The organism is Sinorhizobium sp. 8-89 (genome assembly GCF_030124325.1).
GTDB lineage: Bacteria > Pseudomonadota > Alphaproteobacteria > Rhizobiales > Rhizobiaceae > Sinorhizobium.
Genome location: NZ_JASKLR010000007.1, coordinates 268,254 through 289,764, shown reverse-complemented (window position 1 = coordinate 289,764; position 21,511 = coordinate 268,254). Strand labels below are relative to the sequence as shown.

Sequence of the window (21,511 nt, the reverse complement as noted above, 5' to 3'; positions counted from 1 at the left end):
CCGAAGTCATCCCAAGGGGGATTGTTATGAACTTCTCACGCTTTTTCGTCGACCGCCCGGTCTTCGCGGGCGTTCTCTCAGTGCTCATCTTCGTCGCGGGCCTGATCGGCATGACAGGTCTGCCGATCTCGGAATATCCGGAGGTCGTGCCGCCGCAGATCGTCGTGCGCGCCCAATATCCCGGCGCCAACCCATCGGTGATCGCCGAGACAGTCGCGACGCCGCTCGAGGAGCAGATCAACGGCGTCGAAGGCATGCTCTATATGCAGAGCCAGGCGACCGCCGATGGTTTGATGACGCTGACCGTCACCTTCGAACTCGGCACCGATCCTGACCAGGCCCAGCAGCTCGTGCAGAACCGCGTCTCGCAAGCCGAACCGCGCCTGCCGGAAGAGGTGCGCCGTCTTGGCGTGACGACCGTCAAGAGCTCGCCGGACCTGACACTGGTCGTTCACCTCCTCTCGCCGAACGGTCAATACGACATCAACTATCTGCGCAACTACGGCGTCCTCAACGTCAAGGACCGCCTGGCTCGCATCGATGGCGTCGGCCAGGTGCAGATCTTCGGCGGCGGCGACTATTCGATGCGCGTCTGGATCGACCCGCAGAAAGCCGCCGAACGCGGGCTCGCCGCCGGCGATGTCGCAAACGCCATCCGCCAGCAGAACGTGCAGGCGGCCGCCGGCGTCATCGGCGCCTCGCCTTCGGTTCCCGGACTCGACCTGCAGCTCTCCGTGAATGCACAGGGACGTCTGCAGACGCCGGAGGATTTCGCCGACATCGTCGTCAAATCCGGAGAGGGTGGCGAGGTCACGCGTCTCGGCGACGTCGCACGTGTGGAAATGGGCGCTGCGGACTACTCGCTCCGGTCGCTCCTCGACAACAAGGCCGCCGTCGGCATGGGCGTCTTCCAGGCGCCGGGCTCCAATGCCATCCAGATTTCGGAAAACGTGCACAAGGCCATGGCCGAGCTGAAGCTGACCATGCCCGAAGGCGTGGATTACGAGATCGTCTACGACACGACCCAGTTCGTGCGCGCCTCGATCGAGTCCGTCATTCATACGCTGCTCGAAGCGATCGCGCTCGTCGTCCTCGTCGTCATCGTCTTCCTGCAAACCTGGCGCGCCTCGATCATTCCGCTCGTAGCCGTCCCGGTGTCGATCGTCGGCACCTTTGCAGTGATGTATGTCTTCGGCTTCTCGATCAACGCGCTCAGTCTCTTTGGCCTGGTGCTGGCGATCGGCATCGTCGTCGACGACGCGATCGTTGTCGTCGAAAACGTCGAGCGCAACATCGCGCAGGGACTGTCGCCCGTGCAGGCCACCTACCGCGCAATGTCGGAGGTGTCCGGTCCGATCATCGCGATCGCGCTGGTGCTGGTCGCCGTCTTCGTGCCGCTCGCCTTCATCACCGGGCTGACGGGACAGTTCTACCGCCAGTTCGCGCTCACCATCGCGATCTCGACGGTGATCTCCGCCTTCAACTCACTGACGCTTTCACCGGCACTGGCGGCGCTGTTGTTGCGTGATCACCACGCACCGAAAGACTGGCTTACACGCGCAATGGACAAGCTCTTCGGCTGGTTCTTCCGCGGCTTCAACCGCTTCTTCGGCCGCAGCTCCGAGGCCTACGGCCGCGGCGTGGGCGGGATCCTCTCCCGCAAGTCGCTGATCATGGGCGTCTATGTGGTACTTCTCGGCGTCACCTTCGTCTTGTTCCGGGCCGTTCCCGGCGGTTTCGTGCCGGCGCAGGACAAGCAGTACCTGATCGGCTTTGCTCAACTGCCAGACGCAGCGACCCTCGACCGGTCGGAAGACGTCATCCGCCGCATGAGCGACATCGCGTTGAAGCACCCGGGCGTCGAGAACGCCATCGCCTTCCCGGGCCTTTCGATCAACGGTTTTACCAACTCGTCCAACTCCGGCATCGTCTTCGTGGCGCTGAAGCCCTTCGAAGAGCGTAAGACGCCCGAGCTTTCGGGCGGCGCGATCGCCATGCAACTGAACCAGGAGTTCGGTGCGATCCAGGACGCCTTCATCGCCATGTTCCCGCCGCCGCCCGTCCAAGGCCTCGGCACGACGGGCGGCTTCAAGCTCCAGATCGAAGACCGGAACGGGCTTGGCTATCGGACCCTCGACGAGGCGGCAAAGGCCTTTCTCGCCAGGGCCGCTCAGGCACCGGAACTGGCTGGCCTCTATTCGAGCTACCAGATCAACGTGCCGCAGCTTTTTGCCGATCTCGATCGTGTGAAGGCGCGCCAGCTCGGCGTGTCCGTCACCGACGTATTCGAAACGCTGCAGATCTATCTGGGGTCATTCTATGTCAACGACTTCAACGCCTTCGGCCGGACCTACAGCGTGCGCATCCAGGCCGACGCGAACTACCGCAGCCATGCCGACGATATCGGCCGGCTGAAGGTTCGATCGCAGTCGGGCGAAATGATCCCGCTTTCGGCGCTGTTGAAGGTCGAGCAGACCGTCGGCGCGGAACGGGCGATCCGGTACAACGGCTTCCTCTCGGCCGATATCAACGGCGGTCCGGCACCAGGCTACTCCTCCGGCCAGGCGCAGGCCGCGATCGAAAGGATCGCCGCCGAGACGCTGCCGCCCGGCATCGGCTTCGAATGGACGGATCTGACCTACCAGCAGATCCTCGCCGGCAACTCGGGCATCCTGGTCTTCCCGCTGGCGCTGCTGCTCGTCTATCTCGTGCTGGCGGCCCAGTATGAGAGCCTGACGTTGCCGATCGCGATCGTGCTGATCGTGCCGATGGGCATCATGGCCGCACTGACGGGCGTCTGGCTGACGGGCGGAGACAACAACGTCTTCACCCAGATCGGGTTGATCGTGCTCGTCGGTCTCTCCGCCAAGAACGCGATCCTGATCGTCGAGTTCGCCCGCGAGCTCGAACTTTCCGGCAGCAGCGCAGTGAGCGCGGCGATCGAGGCGAGCCGGTTGCGCCTCAGGCCGATCCTGATGACCTCGATGGCCTTCATCATGGGCGTCGTGCCGCTCGTCACCTCCACCGGTGCCGGTGCGGAAATGCGCTCGGCCATGGGCGTCGCCGTCTTTGCCGGCATGATCGGCGTTACCGCCTTCGGCATCTTCATGACGCCGGTCTTCTACGTGCTGATCCGCAAGCTCGCCGGCGAGCGGCCGCTGAAGCACTCGGGAGCACACATCGAAGCGCCGCACCTCGCCCCAGCCGAGTGAACGGGAGTCCCCTGCCCGATGGCGCCTCAAGCGGGCCGGACGAGAAATCGTCCGGCCCGCTCACGTTACGTCATTTCATTGTTTCAACAGTGAAATGATCTGGCCCTTTGAAACAGCGCAATCCGGACGGAAAACCGCTACACACCTTTCCTGGAATTGCACTGGGAGCCTACTGCATGTTCCTTGAACCGAGCGCGGGGCTGTAGCGCCGCCATCGCGCGTGACAGCCGGCACTCGATCGGATAAACCAGCAGCCTCCGACCTCACAGGCCTGCGTGCCGCGCAGATGGCATTCCGATAGATGACCTCCACCGATCCGATCACCAATCTTTCCACGCTTATTCGCTGCCCGTCCGTCACCCCCGCCGAAGGCGGCGCCTTGACCGCGCTGGAGGCGATGCTGACTCCGCTCGGATTCCGGGTCGATCGAGTGATAGCAAGCGAAGTCGGAACGCCGGACATCGAGAATCTCTACGCCCGGCTGGGAAGCGATGGCCCGCACTTGATGTTCGCCGGCCATACCGACGTCGTGCCGGTCGGCGACGAAGCCGCCTGGACGCATCCCCCCTTCTCCGCGACGATTGCCGGCGGCGAAATGTATGGGCGCGGCGCCGTCGACATGAAGGGCGGCATTGCCTGCTTCGTGGCGGCCGTTGCCCGCCACATCGGGAAGCATGGAGCGCCGAAAGGTTCGATCTCGTTTCTCATCACCGGCGACGAGGAAGGCCCGGCCATCAACGGTACGGTGAAGCTTCTTCAGTGGGCGGCGGCGAAAGGCGAGCGCTGGGATGCCTGTCTCGTTGGCGAGCCGACCAATCCCGATGCGCTCGGCGACATGATCAAGATCGGCCGGCGCGGCTCGCTCTCCGGCCGCATCACCGTTCACGGCGTCCAGGGACACGCAGCCTATCCGCATCTTGCCGACAATCCGGTGCGCGGCATCCTGCAGCTCACGGAGGCATTGATGGACCTCCCTTTCGACGGCGGCACCGAGAGCTTCCAGCCCTCGAACCTCGAGGTCACGACCATCGATGTCGGCAATCCGGCCGTCAACGTCATCCCGGCGAAGGCGAGCGCCAGCTTCAACATTCGCTTCAACGACAAATGGACCGCCGAAAGCCTCATGGCGGAAATCATCGCGCGGCTCGATCGTGCCGCGGCGAGCGACAAGCTCAGGCCGGGCCGTGCGCCGGTCCGTTACGACATCGTCTGGAACGAGCGTCCGAGCCACGTCTTTCTGACGCGCAACAACGCCTTGATCGAGTCGCTTTCCGGCGCGGTCGAGGCCGTCGTGGGGCGCCAGCCGAAGCTCTCGACCACCGGCGGTACCTCGGATGCGCGCTTCATCAAGGATTATTGCCCCGTCGTCGAATTCGGCCTCGTCGGGCAGACGATGCATATGGTCGACGAGCGCGTTGCCGTCGCCGATCTCGAAACCCTGACCGAGATCTACGAAACCTTCCTCGCCCGCTGGTTCGGTCATGCCGCTGCTTGAGGAGGTGCTCGCCTACATCAAAGGGCTGTGGCTGCTCATCCGCGGTGACCGCGAGGGGTTCCGCTGGCTGGACATCAGCGAGAGCGGTCTATGGCGCTCATTCGCAGCGATCCTCTGGTCCCTGCCGGCGATCGCCGTGACCTGGGCGTCCTGGCGGCTTTATTACCTTTCGGCGATGCCGGCCGGCACGACGATCGGCTTCGGCTTCATCCTGAAACTGTTTGTCATAGATCTTGCCAGTTGGCTCCTGCCGATCATCCTGATCGTGATCCTGTCGCGTCCGCTGGGATTTGCCTTTTTCGTGGTGCCCGTGATCGTCACTACCAATTGGCTCTCGGTGCCGCTCTCCTATGCCATGGCGCTACCGGCGGCGATCCGTCTGGTGATTCCGGGCAGCGAGGGACTGACAAGCCTCATCTGGCTGCTGCTGCTGGTCGCAAGCGTCGGCTTGCTCTTCCGGCTTCTGCGCACGGTCACCGGCGACCAGACCTTGCTCGCGGCCGCGCTGACGGCGCTTTTCCTGCTGCCGTCGATCATGATCGGCGAGTTCCTGCAGCGTTTCTTTGGTCTTGTTCCAGGCTAGCGAAACGCTAGGCATAAAGACCGCGCCTGACGAGGATCAATAATCCACCTGCATGAAATAGAGGCCGTCGGGCGGTGCAACCGGCCCGCAGGCCTTCCGGTTGCGCGCTTCGAGCGCAGCCTGCAAATCGTCCGGCGTCCACTTGCCCTCGCCGACCAGCTTCAGCGAGCCGGCGAAGGAGCGAATCTGATTGTGCAGAAAACTCTGGGCCGTCGCGCGAATCTCGATGAGATCTCCCGTTCGCGTCACGTCCAGCCGGTCGAGCGTGCGCAGCGGGCTCGTTGCCTGACAATGGGCCGAGCGGAAGGTGGTGAAGTCATGATAGCCGACCAGCCGCTGCGCCGCCTGATGCATCGCCTCATGGTCGAGCGTCTTCGGCACCCACCAGGCACGCCGTGCCTCAAGCGCCAGCGGCGAGCGGCGGGAGATGATGCGATAGAGATAGTGGCGGCGAAGCGCCGAGAAGCGGGCGTCGAACTCCGGTGGCGCTTCAAGCGCGTCGAGAATCGAGACGCGCTCGCCGGCAAGCGTCAGATGGGCATTGAGCGCGTTGCGCAGCGTGTGCGTCTTCCATTGGCGTGTGAGATCGGCATGCGCCACCTGCCCCATCGCGTGAACGCCGGAATCGGTGCGTCCCGCGCCGCGGACGGAGACCGTCTCGCCGGTCAGCGACAGGATCGCTTTCTCGATCGCCCCCTGGACGGAGGGGCCGTTTTCCTGGCGCTGCCAGCCCACATAATCGGAGCCGTCATATTCGACGGTCAGACGATAGCGCGGCATCAGGCGATCCTCGTGCCGGCAGCGACAGGCGTTCCGCGCAGGAACTCGGCGACCTCAAGCGGCTTGCCGCCGGCCTTCTGCAAGCGGGTCGGCCGGACCGCGCCGTCGCCGCAGGCGATGGTCAACGCCTCGTCCAATACGGTGCCCGGCGCGCCGGTTCCCTTGGTCTTCTCGGAATTCAGCACCTTTATCCGTTCAAGTTTCCCGCCGATCGTCAGCTCGAACCAGGCGCCGGGAAAGGGTGAAAGGCCGCGAATATGGTTGTGCACCTCACTCGCCGGTTTGGTGAAATCGATGCGGGTCTCGGCCTTGCTGATCTTGGCGGCATAGGCTGCGCCCTCTTCCGGCTGCGGCGTCAGCGGCAGGTCACCCGCTTCGAGCTTGGCCATCGCCTCTTTCATCAAGGCCGCTCCGACCTGCATCAGCTTGTCATGCAGTTCGCCCGCGGTCATCGTCTCGCCGATCGCAACGGCCTTGGTGAGCGCGACCGGACCGGTATCGAGCCCCTTGTCCATCTTCATCACCATCATGCCGGTCTCGTGGTCACCGGCCATGATCGCGCGCTGGATGGGCGCTGCGCCCCGCCAGCGCGGCAGGAGCGACGCATGTCCGTTATAGCAGCCGTGCCTCGTTCCAGAGAGGATTTCCTCGGGCAGGAGCAGCCCATAGGCGACAACGACGGCGACGTCGGCATTGAACTTGCGGAAGGTCTCACGATCGGCCGCATCCTTGAAATTCGGCGGGGTCAGAACCGGAACGCCGAGAAGTTCGGCTGCCTGATGAACAGGCGATTTCTGCAGGTCGAGTCCGCGCCGACCGCCGGGACGCGGCGGCTGCGTGTAGACGGCTACGATCTCATGGCCTGCCTCGGCGAGCGCGACAAGTGTGGGCACCGAGAATTCCGGCGTCCCCATGAAGATAATGCGAAGCGGCAAGGCGGCAAACTCCGTCTCTTGAAATCAGGCTGCGCCCGCGATTTTGGCGCCGACGCGCGGGTGCTTCAGCTTGTAGTGAGAGCGGGACGCGGACGGAAAAACCGCACACAGTTTTCCTCATCCCGCTCTACGGCACCGCGCGTCTTATCAGACGCGCAAGGATCGCCGTAGCATTTTGGCCTCAAATCGATTCCGGTTTGAGGAACCATGCAGTAGATGTCAGATCGCCTTGGCGCCGCGTGTCTTGGCCGCCTTGGTGAACTTGCGGATCACCATATCCCGTTTGAGCTTGGAGATGTGATCGATGAACAGAACACCGTTCAGGTGATCGATCTCGTGCTGCAGGCAGGTGGCAAGCAAGCCGTCCGCCTCGACCGTCTGTTCCTTGCCTTGGCGATCGAGATATTCGACGGTGATTGCGGCCGGGCGCTCCACCTCCGCGTAGTAGTCCGGGATCGACAGGCAGCCTTCCTCGTAAACCGAGCGCTCATCGGAGGACCTGACGATTTTTGGATTGATGAAAACGAGCGGGCTCTTCTCCTCGTCTTCCTTCGACACGTCGAGAACCAAAAGGCGCTTCGGTACGCCGATCTGGATTGCGGCAAGGCCGATGCCCGGCGCATCGTACATGGTTTCCAGCATGTCGTCGGCCAGGCGACGGATGTCATCGTCAACGGTCTCCACCGGTTTTGACACCTGGCGCAGAACCGGATCGGGAAGGATGATTAGCGGCTTGATCGTCATGCTGATCCCATAGCCGATCTTTCCGCTTGCGCGCAAGAACATTGCCTCCGGCAAAGATCGCACAAACCGCTGCTTGCTGCTTGCGAAAGCTGCGACATGTTTGTTCTTGTTTTGATCTGGTCTTCGGGCGCGAATCTGTTAGGCTGCGGCCATGGAGCCCATCGCCCTTTCCTTCGAACAGCCGCTGTTTCTCATCGGCGCCCTGCCCGTTACGGCCGGTCATCTCGTCACGGCCGCCGCCGTTCTCATGATGCTCGCGAGCCTCATGCTTGCGCGCCGCGCGCGGTCGGCCCGCGACGAGCGAGACGAGCAAATGGCAACGCTCCTTGCCGCGCAGACGGAATTGCAGGGCCGGATCGCCGCCATGACCGAAGTTTTCGGCACGCGCCAGGCGGAACTCAACCAGTCCCTCAGCCAGCGCATCGACGGAATGACGCACCGGATCGGCACTTCGATCAGCGAGCAGACGAAAGCCACGCACGAAAACCTCCGCCGCCTACAGGAGCGGCTCGCCGTGATCGACAACGCCCAGAACAACATACAGTCGCTGGCCAAGGACATGGCCGGGCTGCAGAGCATTCTGGCAAACAAGCAGACGCGCGGGGCGTTCGGCCAGTCGCGCATGGAAGCGATCGTTGCCGACGGGCTGCCGATGGGCGCCTTCGCCTTCCAGGCGACGCTCTCCAACGGCGCGCGTCCGGACTGCACCATCCGCATGCCGAATGGCCAGCCGCCGCTGGTCATCGATGCAAAGTTTCCGCTCGAAGCCTGGAACGCCATGCGCGACGCGGCGACGGCCGAACGGCGGCAGCAGGCGGCGCAGGCCTTCCGCCGCGACATGGAGGTGCATATCCGCGATATCGCCGGCAAATACCTTTTGCCGGGAGAAACGCAGGACACGGCCTTCCTCTTCGTTCCCTCCGAATCGATCTTTGCCGAGATCCACGAGCACTTCGAGCCGATCGTGCAGAAGGCGCATCGCCAGCGCATCGTCATCGTCTCGCCGTCGCTCCTGCTCCTGTCGATCCAGGTGATCCAGGCGATCTTGAAGGATGCCCGCATGCGCGAGCAGGCGCACCTGATCCAGGGCGAAGTCGTGCGCCTGATGGAGGACCTTTCGCGGCTCGACGAACGTGTGCGCAAGCTTCAGGGCCATTTCGCGATGACCCAGAAGGATGTCGACGATATCCTCATATCATCAGACAAGCTGACCCGGCGCGGCGCCAAGATCGAAGCCCTGGAACTTGCGGCCGAGGCCGAACCCGGAAAGAGCGAGCAGGGCGGACGGCCACTTGACAACCGGATGGGGCAATTGAAGCTGCGGGTGGTTGACGAGGACTGACGCGGTCGGGCACTCTTCGCGAAAGTCAATAATCCGACGGGGCATCTCCACATGATCACTGTCCTTGGGTCCATCAACATGGACCTGATCGCCACCACCGCGCGCCTGCCGAAGCCCGGCGAAACCGTCGCCGGAACCGGCTTCTCGACCGCCGCCGGCGGCAAGGGCGCGAACCAGGCGCTAGCCGCCCGCCGCGCCGGTGCGTCGGTGCGTATGGCCGGCGCCGTCGGCTGGGACAGTTTCGCCGAAGGCGCGCTGGCGCTGCTGAAAGAGGCCGGCGCCGACCTTAGCCTTATCAAGACGGTCGATGCTCCTACCGGCACTGCACACATCATTGTCGGCGGCGATGGCGAAAACGTCATCGTCGTCGTCGCCAGCGCCAACGCGACGGTGAGCGATAGCGACGCAACGACGGCGCTCGAAACCATGTCAGCCGGTGACACGCTGATGCTGCAGCTTGAAATTCCCGCTACCTCCGTAGAGAAGGCGCTTGCGGAGGCCAAACGCCGTGGCATCCGCTCCATCATCAACATCGCGCCGCTGACGCCCGACGCCGCCCGCCTCGGGCGCATGGCCGACACCGTGATCGCCAACGAAACCGAATTCGAGTTGCTGGCCGGCAAAAGCGGCATCGACGCCGCTGCGCGCGAGGCGGCGATGAAACAACTTCACCAGGAGACCGGGCAGACCGTGATCGTGACGCTTGGCGCCGAAGGCGTGATCGCCATTCACGACGGGGCCGTTCACCGCGCCAAGGGTTTGACCATCGAACCGGTCGACACCGTCGGCGCCGGCGACACCTTCTGCGGCTATCTTGCCGCAGGGCTCGATGCGGGACTGGCCTTCGCCGACGCGCTGCGGCAGGCGGCGGTCGCCGGATCGCTCGCCTGCCTCAAGCCTGGCGCGCAACCGGCAATACCGCTGGCAATCGAGGTTGCGGCTCGCCTCTGAGCCGCGCGCCCTTTTGCGGCCCATTTGCACCCGCTTCGCAAACCCGACAGCCCATGTCGCGCCAGTTAAACTCAGACCGCGGAATTTGCGTTTGGCGATGGTGATTCAGCCTCGGCGTTGGCCGGATCTTAAGATTTGATCCTCTATTCAGATGCGTGAGAAGGTCGACCGCGATCAGGTTTGACCGCCTCCTTCGTGCCGGTTGGCATCTGGCGCTCCATGATGGAGTTTCACCCCACAATTCGGAATGCGTCACGCCGCGGGTACCAAGCCCGCGGACCTCTCAGTATGTGAGGATTTCATGTTCAAGTTCCAAGCCAAATCACTGGCGACCAAACTGATCGCTGTGACAGGCGGTACGATCGCGCTCGTGCTGCTCGCCTCGAATTTCGTTCTCATCTCCCAGACGCAGGATCGCGTCGAGACACTGGTCTTCGACGGGGCCCAAGCCGAAGCGAGGGCCATCGCTTCCGACATTGCGGGAAGCGTCGGCGAACTCGCTGCCGCAGCACGCACCATGTCCGGCGTGCTTGGCCGGGGCCACGCCGGAAAATCGACCGATCGCGTCGGTGCAATCAATCTCTTGAAGGCCAATCTCGAGCAGCACAGCTTTGCCTTCGGCAGCTGGTTCGCCGAGGAAGCGAAGGCCTATGACGGGCGCCAGGAAGACGTTGCCAACAACAAGGAACTCGGCGGCAACGAGGAAGGCGTCTTCACGCCCTACTGGTCGAAGAACCGCAACGGCGAAGCGCAGTTCTCGACCTTCAAAGCGGACTACGCCGCCGAGTGGTACAGCCTGGCCGCCAAGAGCGGCAAGGGCGCGATTACGCAGCCCTACCTTGCGGAAGGAACCGACGTCCCGACCACGATGAGTTCGATCGCCTATCCGGTAATGTCCGACGGCAAGCTGATCGGCGTAGCCGGCGTCGACATTTCACTTGCCTCGCTCGCCGATGACCTCGCAAAGCTCAAGCCTTTCGGCTCGGGCCGCGTCTATCTGCTGTCGCAGAGCGGCAAGTGGCTTGTTTCGCCGATCCCCGATCTGCTGATGAAGGACTATGAAGGCGAAGGTGCCGATATCGTCAAGAATGCCCTGTCGTCGGCGACGTCAGGCACGATCAAGAATCTCACCTATGACGGAAACGAACCCTTCGACCGTGTCGTCTATCCGTTCAAACTGCCGAACGTGAACGCCAACTGGGTGGTGCTCGTCGATGTGCCGCGCGCAGCGATCAACGCGCCGGTCCGCGACCAGACCTATATGATGATCGTCGGCGGCCTCGTCGTCCTCGGTGCCGTCCTTATCGGCCTCTATTTCGCCGTTCGCGGCTTCGTGCAGAAACCGCTCGCCGGTCTCGTCAGCGACGTTCAGACGCTCAGCAACGGCGACTACACGAACCCGATCGCTGGTCAGGACCGTTCCGACGAAACTGGTTCCGTCGCCAAGGCGCTCGAAGGCTTCCGCCATCAGCTCGCCGACACCAGGCGTCTCGAAGGGGAAGCCCGCCACGAGCGCGAGCAGGCGGAACTGCAGCGCAGCCGCTCGGAAAGCGAGCGCGCCGAGAGCAGCGCCCTTCAGCGCGACATCGTTGCCCGCCTCGGCAAGGGTCTGTCGCATCTGTCCGCCGGTGACCTCGCCTTCCGCATTACCGACGAATTCCCCGGTGAATATGCGCAGTTGAAGCGTGACTTCAACGCGACCATGGAGAGCCTCGAGGAGACGATCCGGACCGTCAATCACTCGGTCGTCAACATCGGCAGCGGCACCGCCGAGATCAGCAACGCCGCCAACGACCTGTCGCACCGGACGGAACAGCAGGCCGCGAGCCTTGAAGAAACAGCGGCCGCCCTCGACCAGCTCACTTCACAGGTGCACGCCAGCGCCGAGAATGCCAAAGTCGCGGCAAAATCGGTCGAGGTGGCGAGCAGCGATGCCGAGCAGTCGGGCGAGGTCGTGCAGAAGGCGATCGCCGCCATGCAGGGCATCGAGCAATCCTCGCACGAGGTCAGCCGGATCATCGGCGTCATCGATGAGATCGCCTTCCAGACAAACCTCCTGGCGCTCAACGCGGGCGTCGAGGCTGCCCGCGCCGGCGACGCCGGCAAGGGATTTGCGGTCGTCGCCCAGGAGGTCCGCGAACTCGCGCAGCGGTCGGCAAATGCTGCGAAGGAGATCAAGACGCTGATCAACACCTCCGCCGGCCAGGTCCGTGAAGGCGTGGATCTCGTCGGAAAGGCGGGCAGTGCGCTCGAAAAGATCGCCGAGCAGGTGGTGCAGATCAACGGCCTGATCCGCCAGATCTCAAGTTCCGCCTCGGAACAGGCGGTCGGCCTGAAGGAGATCAACTCGGCCGTCAACCAGATGGATCAGGTGACCCAGCAGAACGCCGCGATGGTCGAAGAAACCACGGCCGCCAGCATGGCGTTGAACGACGAAGCCGGCGCATTGAGCACGCTGGTTTCCCGTTTCCGGGTCGCTCAGCAGACGCCGGCCCCGTCTTCTTCCGAGATGCTGCGTGGTGCAGCCGAACGAATGCGCGCGGCCGAGCGCCCCGCCTCTGCTTCGGCTGCCGCCAAGGACAGCCGCCCGGCGCAACCGCGCAGCGGCTATTCGGCATCGACACAGCGCGTTATTGCGCAGACGTCCGGCGCCAACGCGCTCGCCCAGGACAATTGGGAAGAGTTCTGAGCCCCGATACGACGAACAGCAAGACGGCGCCCGAGAGGCGCCGTTTTCATTTGCAGGAAAGGATTGAGCTTGGCTGCGCCATCATGTCGCCCGTCAGATGCGCGCCAGGCGGTCCGTCAGGAGATCGAAAAAGCCCTGATCATCGATGTGGCGCATCACCTTGGCATTGTGCTCGCGGCCGGTCACCTGCCACCAGTCGACGACGGTCATGCCGGCCGTCAGGGCGGAGTTCGTCTCGATCTCGACATTGCAGTCGCGCCCGGTGAACAGTTCCGGCCGCAGGAGATAGGCGATCACCGTCGGGTCATGCAGCGGCCCGCCGTCAGTGCCATACTTTTCGATGTCGAAGCGCTCGAAGAACTCCAGCATTTCGGCCATCGCGATCGCCGCGGGACTGCCGATCTCGCGGATCTTCTGCACCCGGGCCTTGTGGGTCAGGACGCGGTGCGTCACGTCGAGCGGCATCATCACGATCGGAATGCCGGAGCGGAAGACGATCTCGGCAGCCTCCGGATCGACATAAATGTTGAATTCCGCCGCCGGCGTGATGTTGCCGCCCTCGAAGAACCCACCACCCATCATTACGAGTTCACGTATCCGAGGCGCGATTTCCGGCGCCTTCGTCAGGGCAAGCGCGATGTTGGTCAAGGGGCCGAGCGTGCAGAGCGTAACCGTGCCTGCGTCCTCGGCGAGCAGGGTCTCGATGATGAAGTCGACGGCGTGCTCCTCCTGCAGCGGCATCGTCGGCTCTGCCAACACCGGACCGTCGAGCCCGGTCTTGCCGTGGACATGCTCGGCCGTCACCAGAGGTCGCGCGACCGGCCGCTCGGCGCCCGCGTACACCTTCACATCGGCCCTGTTGCAAAGCTCGCAGACGATGCGCGCGTTCCGGGCTGTCAGCGAAAGCGGAACGTTGCCGGCGACAGCGGTGATGCCCAGAAGGTCGATCTCCTCCGGACTGCCGAGGGCGAGCATGATGGCGGCTGCGTCGTCCTGCCCGGGATCGGTGTCTATGATTATCTTTCTTGCGTTCGACACTTTCTCCACCCTCCTGGCTCACGATGATCCGGATCTCGTTAATCCGCGAACGTGGCCGATTCTACGATATTGAAGCAGGATTCGAACGGAAAACCGCTCACACTTCCCTTCCCGCTCCGATTTGGCGCAGCGAACTATGATTTGCGCGCGCAGCCTAGGCAAGCGGCTTGCACTCGTTGCGCACAGCTACCATATTGCAGCGTGGATGCTGCTTGGCAGGTCCGCATGATGGTCGCTTGAGCTGCAAGGACTTGGGAAATGAGCAGGATTACGCCCTTTACCAGCCCGCTTCTGCTGGGCTTCGACACCATGGAAAAGACCCTTGAGCGCATCGCCAAGGGCAACGACGGATATCCACCCTATAACATCGAGCGCATTCGCGGCGACGCATCTTCCGATGCGCCGGAACGGTTGCGGATAACGCTCGCGGTCGCCGGCTTTTCCGAAGAGGACCTGGACGTCACGACGGAAGAAAACCAATTGGTGATTCGCGGCCGCCAGGTCGACGTCGGCGAACGGGACTATCTGCATCGCGGCATTGCCGCCCGGCAGTTCCAGCGCACCTTTGTTCTCGCCGACGGCATGAGGGTTCTCGGCGCCGAGCTGCGCAACGGTCTCCTCTCGGTGGACCTCGTGCGGCCCGAACCGGTCCGTATGGTAAAGAAAATTAACATTTCCGTCCCAGAGTAGGATAACCGGCGGGATTTTCCCCTACCCGGCGACCACGGAGTGTCACCATGGGACTGAAAGCCATCAACACATCGCTGTCGAAGAACGACCTTGCGCATCTTGGCGAGGGCGAAGTCGGCTATATCCGCAAGATGCGTTCGGAGGAGGTCTCCCGTTGTTTCCCGGAAGCACCCGAGATGGGACCCGGAATCGACCTGTGGGCCTTGTTCGGCGCCGACGGCACGCCGATCCTTTTGACCGACAATCGGTCCAGCACCTTCTTCAAGGCGGCCGAGGACGATCTTCGCACCGTCAGCCTTCATTGAGCGGCTGAAGCGAATCACCTGAATTGGCCCCTCATCCGGCCTCTCCCTGCGAGAGGGGGTTAGGGTGAGGGCGAAACGTAGCAAGTCCTAGACACGGCGAAAGGTGAGATAGGCGGAACTCCGCCCCTCGCGGCGCGCCTTGGCCTCGTAGCGCGTGCTCGGCCAACCTTCGAAAGGCGAGAGCCAGTCTGCTGCTTTCTCCGCCGTCCACTCGAAGGCTGTGTGATCGCGGCAATGGATGAGCGTCCAATTGACATAGGTGTCGATGTCGGACGCGAAGCAGAAGAGGCCGCCGGGCTTCAGGATGCGGGCGAAGCGATCCAGGTTGACCTTGGAAACGAAGCGCCGCTTCCAATGCTTCCGCTTCGGCCAGGGATCGGGATAGAGCAGGTCGATGTGGTCGACGGAAGCGTTCGGCAGCCAGTCCAGCACCTGCGTTGCGTCGTCGTCATATAGCCGGACATTCGCGAGCTCTCGCGCTTCGATCTGTCCGAGCAGCTTCGCCATCGAGTTGACGAAAGGCTCGACGCCGATGAATCCGGTTGCAGGATCCTCGGCGGCACGATGAACGAGATGCTCCCCACCTCCGAAACCGATTTCCAGGCGAATGCGCTTCACCGGCTGCGGGAAGAGCGTCGTGAGTTCAGCCGGTGCGGGCTGCGCGAGATCGAGCCGCAGCGAGGGCAGCAGATGCTCGAGATGGGCTGCCTGGCGTTCACGCAAGGGCTTGCCCTTGCGGCGGCCAAAGAATGCCTCCGTGGCTCTGGCACGGCGCGGTTCAGTCATCACGATCTTCCTTCAAAGAGCAAAGCGGACACTCCAATCCGGAGCATCCGCTCTTGATCCTGCAATGTGGTACGCCTGAATAGCAGCGCACCCGACCATTGCAATATTTTTTCGACGCCTGCGACCTCGTCCAAGGCCGCTTCGACTGCGGCGTTATGCAGCGCGGCCCGGCGCTCTCTGTTCGGAGAAAGCTGCGGAGTCCAGATCGATCGCTTCCTTCAGCGGCTTCACCAGATCGAGCTTCTCCCAGGAGAACGAACCGTCGCGGCCGGCCTTGCGGCCGAAATGGCCGTAGGCGGCGGTCTTGGCGTAGATCGGCTTGTTGAGGTCGAGGTGACGACGGATGCCCGTCGGCGAAAGGTCCATCGTCTTGCGGATGGCGCTTTCGACCTGGTCTTCCGAGACCTTGCCGGTGCCATGCAGATCGACATAGATCGACAGCGGCTGGGCGACACCGATGGCGTAGGCGAGCTGGATCGTGCAGCGGTCGGAAAGGCCGGCGGCAACGACGTTCTTCGCCAAGTAGCGCGCGGCGTAAGCCGCCGAGCGGTCGACCTTGGTCGTGTCCTTGCCCGAGAAGGCGCCGCCGCCATGCGGCGCTGCGCCGCCATAGGTGTCGACGATGATCTTGCGGCCGGTGAGGCCCGCGTCGCCGTCCGGTCCGCCGATGACGAACTTGCCGGTCGGGTTGATGTACCAGGTGCAATCGTCGGAGATCTTCAGATCCGCAAGCGCTTCGCGGATATACGGCTCGACAACGGAGCGGACCTTGGCGGAATCCCAGCTGTCGTCGAGATGCTGCGTCGAAAGCACGATCGAGGTAACTTCCCTCGGCTTGCCGTCGACATAGCGCACGGTCACCTGGCTCTTGGCGTCCGGGCCGAGCTTGGCGACTTCGCCTTCGCCCTTCTTGCGAGCGGCAGCGAGCGTCTGCAGGATGCGGTGCGAGTAATAAAGCGGCGCCGGCATCAACTCGGACGTCTCACGGCAGGCATAGCCGAACATGATGCCCTGGTCGCCGGCCCCTTCCTCGCCCTGCTTGTCGGAAGCGTTGTCAACGCCTTGCGCGATGTGAGCGGACTGGAAGTGCAGGAGCACGTCGATCTTCGCCGTCTTCCAGTGGAAACCGTCCTGCTCATAACCGATGTCGCGGATCGCCTTGCGGGCGGCCGACTTGAACTTCGACGGATTGATGACCTCGTTGCCGTTCTTGTCCTTCTTCAGCAGGCTCGGCGGCAGGCGGACTTCGCCGGCGATCACGACGCGGTTCGTCGTCGCCAGCGTCTCACAGGCAATGCGCACACCCCAAGGATCGACGCCGGTTTTCGCCGCCTCGCGGTAGACCAGATCGACGATCTCGTCGGAAATACGGTCACACACCTTATCCGGATGACCTTCGGCTACGGATTCACTCGTGAACAGGTAGTTTGCGCGCATGCGGGAAGTCCCCTCAATGAAAAAGCGGTGCGAACGTGTTAGTGGTTTTGCGGTCGAAAAACAAGCGAACAACGACATAAATATATCTTTATATCGATATTACAACCTGAATTCATCCGCTGCATGCTTCCTCAAACGGTAGCTGATTCAAGAGTTGAAACATGCAGAGGTTCAAGATGCTGCAGCGTGATTTGCGCGTCGGATGAGAGACCCGCTGGCTGTAGCGGTGGACCGTATAAAAAAAGCGGCACTCGGGCCGCTTTGCTTTAGGTCGGTGAAATGCCCTGGCTATTCGCTTTCCGCCTCGGCGGCCAGCGCCTTCACCAGGTCCACCAGTTTCCGACGCACCTTCGGGTCGGAAATCTTGACGAAGGCACGGTTGAGTTGAAGGCCCTCGGAGGACGACAGGAAATCAACGACATAGTTCGAGCTGGAGGCCTCGGCCATGCCGGATGCGGCGGCGCCCTCGCCCGGAGCATCCTCGAAGAAGAATGACACCGGGACATTGAGAATGGAGGAAATGTTCTGCAACCGGCTGGCGCCGACGCGGTTTGTTCCCTTCTCGTATTTCTGGATCTGCTGAAAGGTAATCCCCAGGGCTTCGCCGAGTTTTTCCTGGCTCATACCCAGCATCGTCCGGCGGAGGCGAATCCTGCTACCGACATGAATGTCGATCGGGTTCGGCTTCTTCTTGTTTTCAATCATGTCCGCGTTCCTAAACACGCTGTTTCGGGTACCTGCAACCTGGCATCGAACAGAGCGCCCTGTCGCAATCATATCGGCAAAACAAGAGCTCCACTCGCAGGTGAAGGTTGATGGATCTGGTCACTATGCAATTTTAGGGGTTTTAGGTCAATTCTTCCTAATATTAAAACCAATACGCGAAAATGCTGCAACCAGAAAGAGCAATCCGGCTGCCAACCAGAAAATCCGACCGCGCGTCGCGGCATCGGTTACGCTAAGCATTTTTCCCGGCAGAATTGTGTCTGTGACCCCCTTGTAATTGTATCCCAATCCTACCACTAAAACACCACGTGCATCAACAATTGCTGATATACCGTTGTTGGCTGCCCGGATCATTGGTGTGCCGGTCTCGACTGTGCGAAGCCGCGCCTGATGGAAATGCTGGCGCGGGCCAGGCGTGTCGCCGAACCAGGCGTCGTTGGTAATGTTGAGCAGGATATCGGCAAGGCGGGCGTTACCCTCGATCTCATCGGCGAAGATCGCTTCGTAGCAGATAAGCGGATAAGCCGTCCTGCCGTCCGGCAGCGTGAGAAGCGTGCGGGTCTGGGCAGGCGAAAAGCCGCCAGGCATCGAGGCGGCGACAGCGCTCAGCCCCCAGGAGGCAAGAACATCCTCGAACGGCAGATATTCGCCGAAGGGGACGAGGTGAACCTTGTCGGCAGCGCCGATGATCTGGCCGCGATCGTCAATCGCGTAAATCGAATTGTAGAAGCGCCGCGGCAGGCCCGCCCCGGCATCCTCGACGCGAACGGCACCGGCAATGAGGACCTGCCCCTCCTCCAGGACCTCTGCGATGCGGGCGAGCGCGTCCGGGTTGTCCGTCAGTATGAACGGGATCGATGTTTCCGGCCAAACGATGATGTCCGGGCGTTTGCCCCCGTCCTGCCACGGCACGGTCGTGAGAGCGAGATGCTCCTCGAAGACCGACGCGCGTTCCCCGTCATCGAGCTTCTTCGCCTGATCGACTACCGGCTGAACGAGGCGCACGGTCAGCTCAGGCGTTAGCGGTTGAGGCGCCGGCTGGGCAAGACGATAGAAGCCGAAGGCGAGGTGCGCGGCAAAGAGCACCACGGCGATCGCGAGGCCTGCACGCGCGCCCTTTCCAGTGGCGATGAGAGCGGGGGACGCAAACACGAAGACAGCGACCATGTTGATCGTCGCAAGGTTCACGACGCTCGCCGATTGCATCATCAGTGGCATCGGCATCAAGGCATAGCCGATGGCATTCCAGGGAAAGCCAGTGAAGAGAAAGCCGCGGAGCCATTCCGCGATGCCGAAGCCGAATGCAAGGGCGGCGATCCTGCCCATGCCGTCGGACCAGATGCAGCGCGCCAATGCGACTGCAAAGGCATAGAAGAGCGCGAGGAAGGCAGGCAGACCGACAACGGCGAGCGGCAGGGCCCAGGCAAAAAGATCCGCTTCGATCAACAGGGCGTTGCCAAGCCACCAGAGGCCGCCAAGGAAATAGCCGAAACCGAAGCTCCAGCCGATCGACAAGGCCGGCCAAAGCCGTCCGAGCAGCCCCCGTTCAGGATCGCCCGGTGCGCCGTCGATCAGCCAGACGAGGACGGGAAATGAGACGAAAGCGGCCGCAAAGATACCGAACGGTGGTTGGGTGAGAACCGTCAGGAGCCCCGCGAGGAAGGCGATGAACACCCTCGACACTCCGGAGAGGAGCATAATCCTGCCTGCCAGCCTACTCATACAGCCTCCAATAGGCGCAGGACCGCGATCCTGCGCAGGAAAAACGACCGAATCAATCGGCGGCAGTGTTCCAAAAAAGCGGCTGCTTGTCCCTCGCCCCTGCGTTGCACAGCACGGCATCGCGGCAAAAATCGAGAGCGATTTTGGCACCGATGGGACTGCATGTTAATTCGTTGTCGATTCAAGGACAAAAACAAAGTGCCGCAGTGTTCTTTGCGCGTCTGGTAAGACGCGCGGCGCTGTAGATCATTTCATTGTTCCATTGAAACAGTGAAATGATCTAATCGAACCTACGCGATGCCGGACCAAAAACCGCTGCACACTTTTCCGGGGATTGCTCTGACGGCCGGGATGGGAAGGCGGACCGCCGCGACCGCCGGAACGGCTATTGCTCGGATGTCGGCTGTGGTCCGACACGGACCTCGGTGTCGCGACCGGCCGGCGGCGTTTCAGATGGCGTCTCCTTCTCTGCCTTCACGACCCGGCGGCGAGCGAGCGGCCGCTTGCGCATGATGCGCACGCGTTTGACACGCCGGGGGTCAGCATCGAGAATCTGAAATTCGAAACCGGGGATTGCCTGGACCACCTCGCCGCGAACCGGGATGCGTCCGAGCGAAGCGAACACCAGGCCGCCGAGCGTGTCGACGTCTTCGATCTGTTCGCGCACGTCGAAGTCCGGGCCGATCGCTTCGGCGATCTCCTCGAGCTCGACGCGGGCATCGGCGACGAAGATGTCATCCGTGGTGCGCGCGAACATCACCTCTTCATCGTCGTGCTCGTCTTCTATATCGCCGACGACCATCTCGACGATGTCCTCCAGCGACACGAGACCGTCCGTGCCGCCATATTCGTCGATGACGAGGGCCATCTGGATGCGCGCGGCCTGCATCCGCTGCATCAGATCCGAAGCCAGCATGGAGGGCGGCACGAACAGGAGCTGGCGAACGATGCCGGCCTCCTCGACCGTTTTTCCAAGATCGACGCGAGAGAGGTCAAAACCGGCCCTCTGCTGACGCGGCGCCCTTTCCGTCCTTTCGGCCGAGGCCATGGGCTGCGCCTTGCCGTTGCGCCGCCGGTTGCGGGCCTGCTTGGTCACATAGGCGAGAAGGTCGCGGATATGCACCATGCCGCGCGGGTCATCCAGGCCCTCGCTGTAGACCGGCATGCGCGAGCGCCCCGACTCCTCGAAGATGACCATGAGCTCGCCGATTGTGATGCTCTGGTCCACGGCCTCGATATCGGCGCGCGGCACCATCACGTCCTCGACGCGAACCTCTCGGAAACGCAGGATGTTGTTGAGCATCGCCCGTTCTTCGGGAGAGAACGCGGCGTTGCTGTCCGCGTCCGTCATCAATGCGTCGGCGAGATCTTCGCGCAGGCTCGATGGGCTTGCCCCGCGCAGGATGCGCGCGGCGCGGCTCCAGAAGGAGGTTGTGGATTTGCTGCCCTCCTGTCGGGGGGCGGCGGTACTACTACTGCCCGCCTCAGCTTCTCCGGAAGCTTCCGCTTCCTCGGCCGCAACGGCGGCCGGCTGTGTGTTGATGTCGCTCATCGTTCCAAACTATCAATCCGGGGATCTGTCCCCGTATGGATCAGATAGGCCAAGACGCGCCAAAATGCGAGTCTCCAGGCCTTCCATTCTTTCCGCCTCGTTGTCTTCCAGGTGATCATACCCGAAAAGGTGCAGGAATCCATGGACGAGAAGGTGCATCAGATGCGCGTCAAACGGCTTCTCCAGTTCGGCCGCTTCGCGCTTCAGCGTTTCATAGGCAACGACGATATCGCCGAGCATCGGCCCCGGCATCTTGCCCGGGGTCACGGGAAAAGCGGGAAAAGACAGCACATTGGTCGGCTTGTCCTGGCTTCGCCATTCCGCATTGATTACCTGCATCGACACATCATCGGTGAAGACCAAGGAGAGTTCCGGCGGATCCAGCGGAAAAGGCTGCTTTTCCTCGCGCACGAGGAAATCCGCCGCCGCCTCGAGAATGCGCGCCGAGAAGGAGTGCAGCTCGTCCTCCGACGGCCAGTCCCCTTCCTCGACGCTGATCTGGATATCCAAGGCTGTCATGGCTG

General features: G+C 62.5%; 18 protein-coding genes. 8 read left to right on the top strand and 10 right to left on the bottom strand.

Annotated features, from left to right (window positions below; all coding sequences use genetic code 11):
- Positions 1 to 26 precede the first annotated feature (26 nt).
- The 3 genes from QN219_RS16780 (at position 27) to QN219_RS16770 (ending at position 5,290) form a co-directional block, all read left to right on the top strand.
- Positions 27 to 3,212, top strand: coding sequence for a multidrug efflux RND transporter permease subunit (locus QN219_RS16780; RefSeq protein ID WP_284000870.1), 3,186 nt, complete (start codon positions 27 to 29; stop codon positions 3,210 to 3,212).
- A 301-nt stretch (positions 3,213 to 3,513) separates the two neighbouring features.
- Positions 3,514 to 4,707, top strand: a complete 1,194-nt coding sequence (gene dapE, locus QN219_RS16775; RefSeq protein WP_284000869.1) for a succinyl-diaminopimelate desuccinylase — start codon at positions 3,514 to 3,516, stop codon at positions 4,705 to 4,707.
- Positions 4,694 to 5,290, top strand: coding sequence for a hypothetical protein (locus QN219_RS16770; protein WP_284000868.1), 597 nt, complete (start codon positions 4,694 to 4,696; stop codon positions 5,288 to 5,290). Before dapE ends, QN219_RS16770 begins: the two co-directional genes overlap by 14 nt.
- A gap of 36 nt (positions 5,291 to 5,326) precedes the next feature.
- On the opposite strand, the gene truA is transcribed toward QN219_RS16770, so the two are convergent.
- The 3 genes from truA to def form a co-directional block, all read right to left on the bottom strand.
- Positions 5,327 to 6,070 (bottom strand): tRNA pseudouridine(38-40) synthase TruA, encoded by a 744-nt coding sequence (gene truA, locus QN219_RS16765; protein ID WP_284000867.1) that lies wholly within the window; start codon positions 6,068 to 6,070, stop codon positions 5,327 to 5,329.
- The gene (gene fmt, locus QN219_RS16760) at positions 6,070 to 7,005 is read right to left on the bottom strand and encodes a methionyl-tRNA formyltransferase (RefSeq protein ID WP_284000862.1); all 936 of its coding nucleotides are present in this window, start codon (positions 7,003 to 7,005) and stop codon (positions 6,070 to 6,072) included. Before fmt ends, truA begins: the two co-directional genes overlap by 1 nt.
- A gap of 219 nt (positions 7,006 to 7,224) precedes the next feature.
- The gene (def, locus tag QN219_RS16755) at positions 7,225 to 7,749 is read right to left on the bottom strand and encodes a peptide deformylase (RefSeq protein WP_284000892.1); all 525 of its coding nucleotides are present in this window, start codon (positions 7,747 to 7,749) and stop codon (positions 7,225 to 7,227) included.
- A 151-nt stretch (positions 7,750 to 7,900) separates the two neighbouring features.
- Between def and QN219_RS16750 the strand changes: the two genes are divergently transcribed.
- The 3 genes from QN219_RS16750 (at position 7,901) to QN219_RS16740 (ending at position 12,731) form a co-directional block, all read left to right on the top strand.
- Positions 7,901 to 9,091 (top strand): DNA recombination protein RmuC, encoded by a 1,191-nt coding sequence (locus QN219_RS16750; protein ID WP_284000861.1) that lies wholly within the window; start codon positions 7,901 to 7,903, stop codon positions 9,089 to 9,091.
- A gap of 51 nt (positions 9,092 to 9,142) precedes the next feature.
- Positions 9,143 to 10,042 carry a ribokinase gene (locus QN219_RS16745; RefSeq protein WP_284000860.1) on the top strand — a complete coding sequence of 300 codons (900 nt, stop codon included), beginning with the start codon at positions 9,143 to 9,145 and terminating at the stop codon, positions 10,040 to 10,042.
- 301 nt (positions 10,043 to 10,343) lie between these two features.
- On the top strand, positions 10,344 to 12,731 hold the full coding sequence (locus QN219_RS16740) for a methyl-accepting chemotaxis protein (RefSeq protein ID WP_284000859.1): 2,388 nt from the start codon (positions 10,344 to 10,346) through the stop codon (positions 12,729 to 12,731).
- Positions 12,732 to 12,824: 93 nt separating this feature from the next.
- On the opposite strand, the gene QN219_RS16735 is transcribed toward QN219_RS16740, so the two are convergent.
- The gene (locus QN219_RS16735; protein WP_284000858.1) at positions 12,825 to 13,769 is read right to left on the bottom strand and encodes a nucleoside hydrolase; all 945 of its coding nucleotides are present in this window, start codon (positions 13,767 to 13,769) and stop codon (positions 12,825 to 12,827) included.
- A 258-nt stretch (positions 13,770 to 14,027) separates the two neighbouring features.
- Here QN219_RS16735 and QN219_RS16730 point away from each other — a divergent pair, with 258 nt between their 5' ends.
- Both QN219_RS16730 and QN219_RS16725 read left to right on the top strand, forming a co-directional pair.
- Complete coding sequence (locus QN219_RS16730; protein WP_173511090.1) at positions 14,028 to 14,459, top strand: Hsp20 family protein; 432 nt, start codon at positions 14,028 to 14,030, stop codon at positions 14,457 to 14,459.
- 47 nt (positions 14,460 to 14,506) lie between these two features.
- Entirely contained in the window at positions 14,507 to 14,764 is a 258-nt protein-coding gene (locus tag QN219_RS16725) for a DUF1150 family protein (protein WP_136506763.1), read from the top strand.
- Between the two features lie 87 nt (positions 14,765 to 14,851).
- Here QN219_RS16725 and QN219_RS16720 read toward each other — a convergent pair whose 3' ends face one another.
- The 6 genes from QN219_RS16720 to ybeY form a co-directional block, all read right to left on the bottom strand.
- A complete protein-coding gene (locus tag QN219_RS16720) occupies positions 14,852 to 15,550 on the bottom strand; it encodes a tRNA (guanosine(46)-N(7))-methyltransferase TrmB (protein ID WP_284000857.1) in 699 nt (232 codons plus the stop codon).
- Between the two features lie 153 nt (positions 15,551 to 15,703).
- Positions 15,704 to 16,987: a methionine adenosyltransferase gene (gene metK, locus QN219_RS16715; protein WP_284000855.1), complete on the bottom strand. Its 1,284-nt coding sequence runs from the start codon at positions 16,985 to 16,987 to the stop codon at positions 15,704 to 15,706.
- 288 nt (positions 16,988 to 17,275) lie between these two features.
- Complete coding sequence (locus tag QN219_RS16710) at positions 17,276 to 17,692, bottom strand: helix-turn-helix transcriptional regulator (RefSeq protein ID WP_284000854.1); 417 nt, start codon at positions 17,690 to 17,692, stop codon at positions 17,276 to 17,278.
- 147 nt (positions 17,693 to 17,839) lie between these two features.
- Positions 17,840 to 19,435: an apolipoprotein N-acyltransferase gene (gene lnt / locus QN219_RS16705; RefSeq protein ID WP_284000853.1), complete on the bottom strand. Its 1,596-nt coding sequence runs from the start codon at positions 19,433 to 19,435 to the stop codon at positions 17,840 to 17,842.
- A 385-nt stretch (positions 19,436 to 19,820) separates the two neighbouring features.
- The gene (locus QN219_RS16700) at positions 19,821 to 20,987 is read right to left on the bottom strand and encodes a hemolysin family protein (protein WP_284000852.1); all 1,167 of its coding nucleotides are present in this window, start codon (positions 20,985 to 20,987) and stop codon (positions 19,821 to 19,823) included.
- Between the two features lie 12 nt (positions 20,988 to 20,999).
- Positions 21,000 to 21,506: an rRNA maturation RNase YbeY gene (ybeY, locus tag QN219_RS16695; protein WP_284000851.1), complete on the bottom strand. Its 507-nt coding sequence runs from the start codon at positions 21,504 to 21,506 to the stop codon at positions 21,000 to 21,002.
- Positions 21,507 to 21,511: the final 5 nt, after the last annotated feature.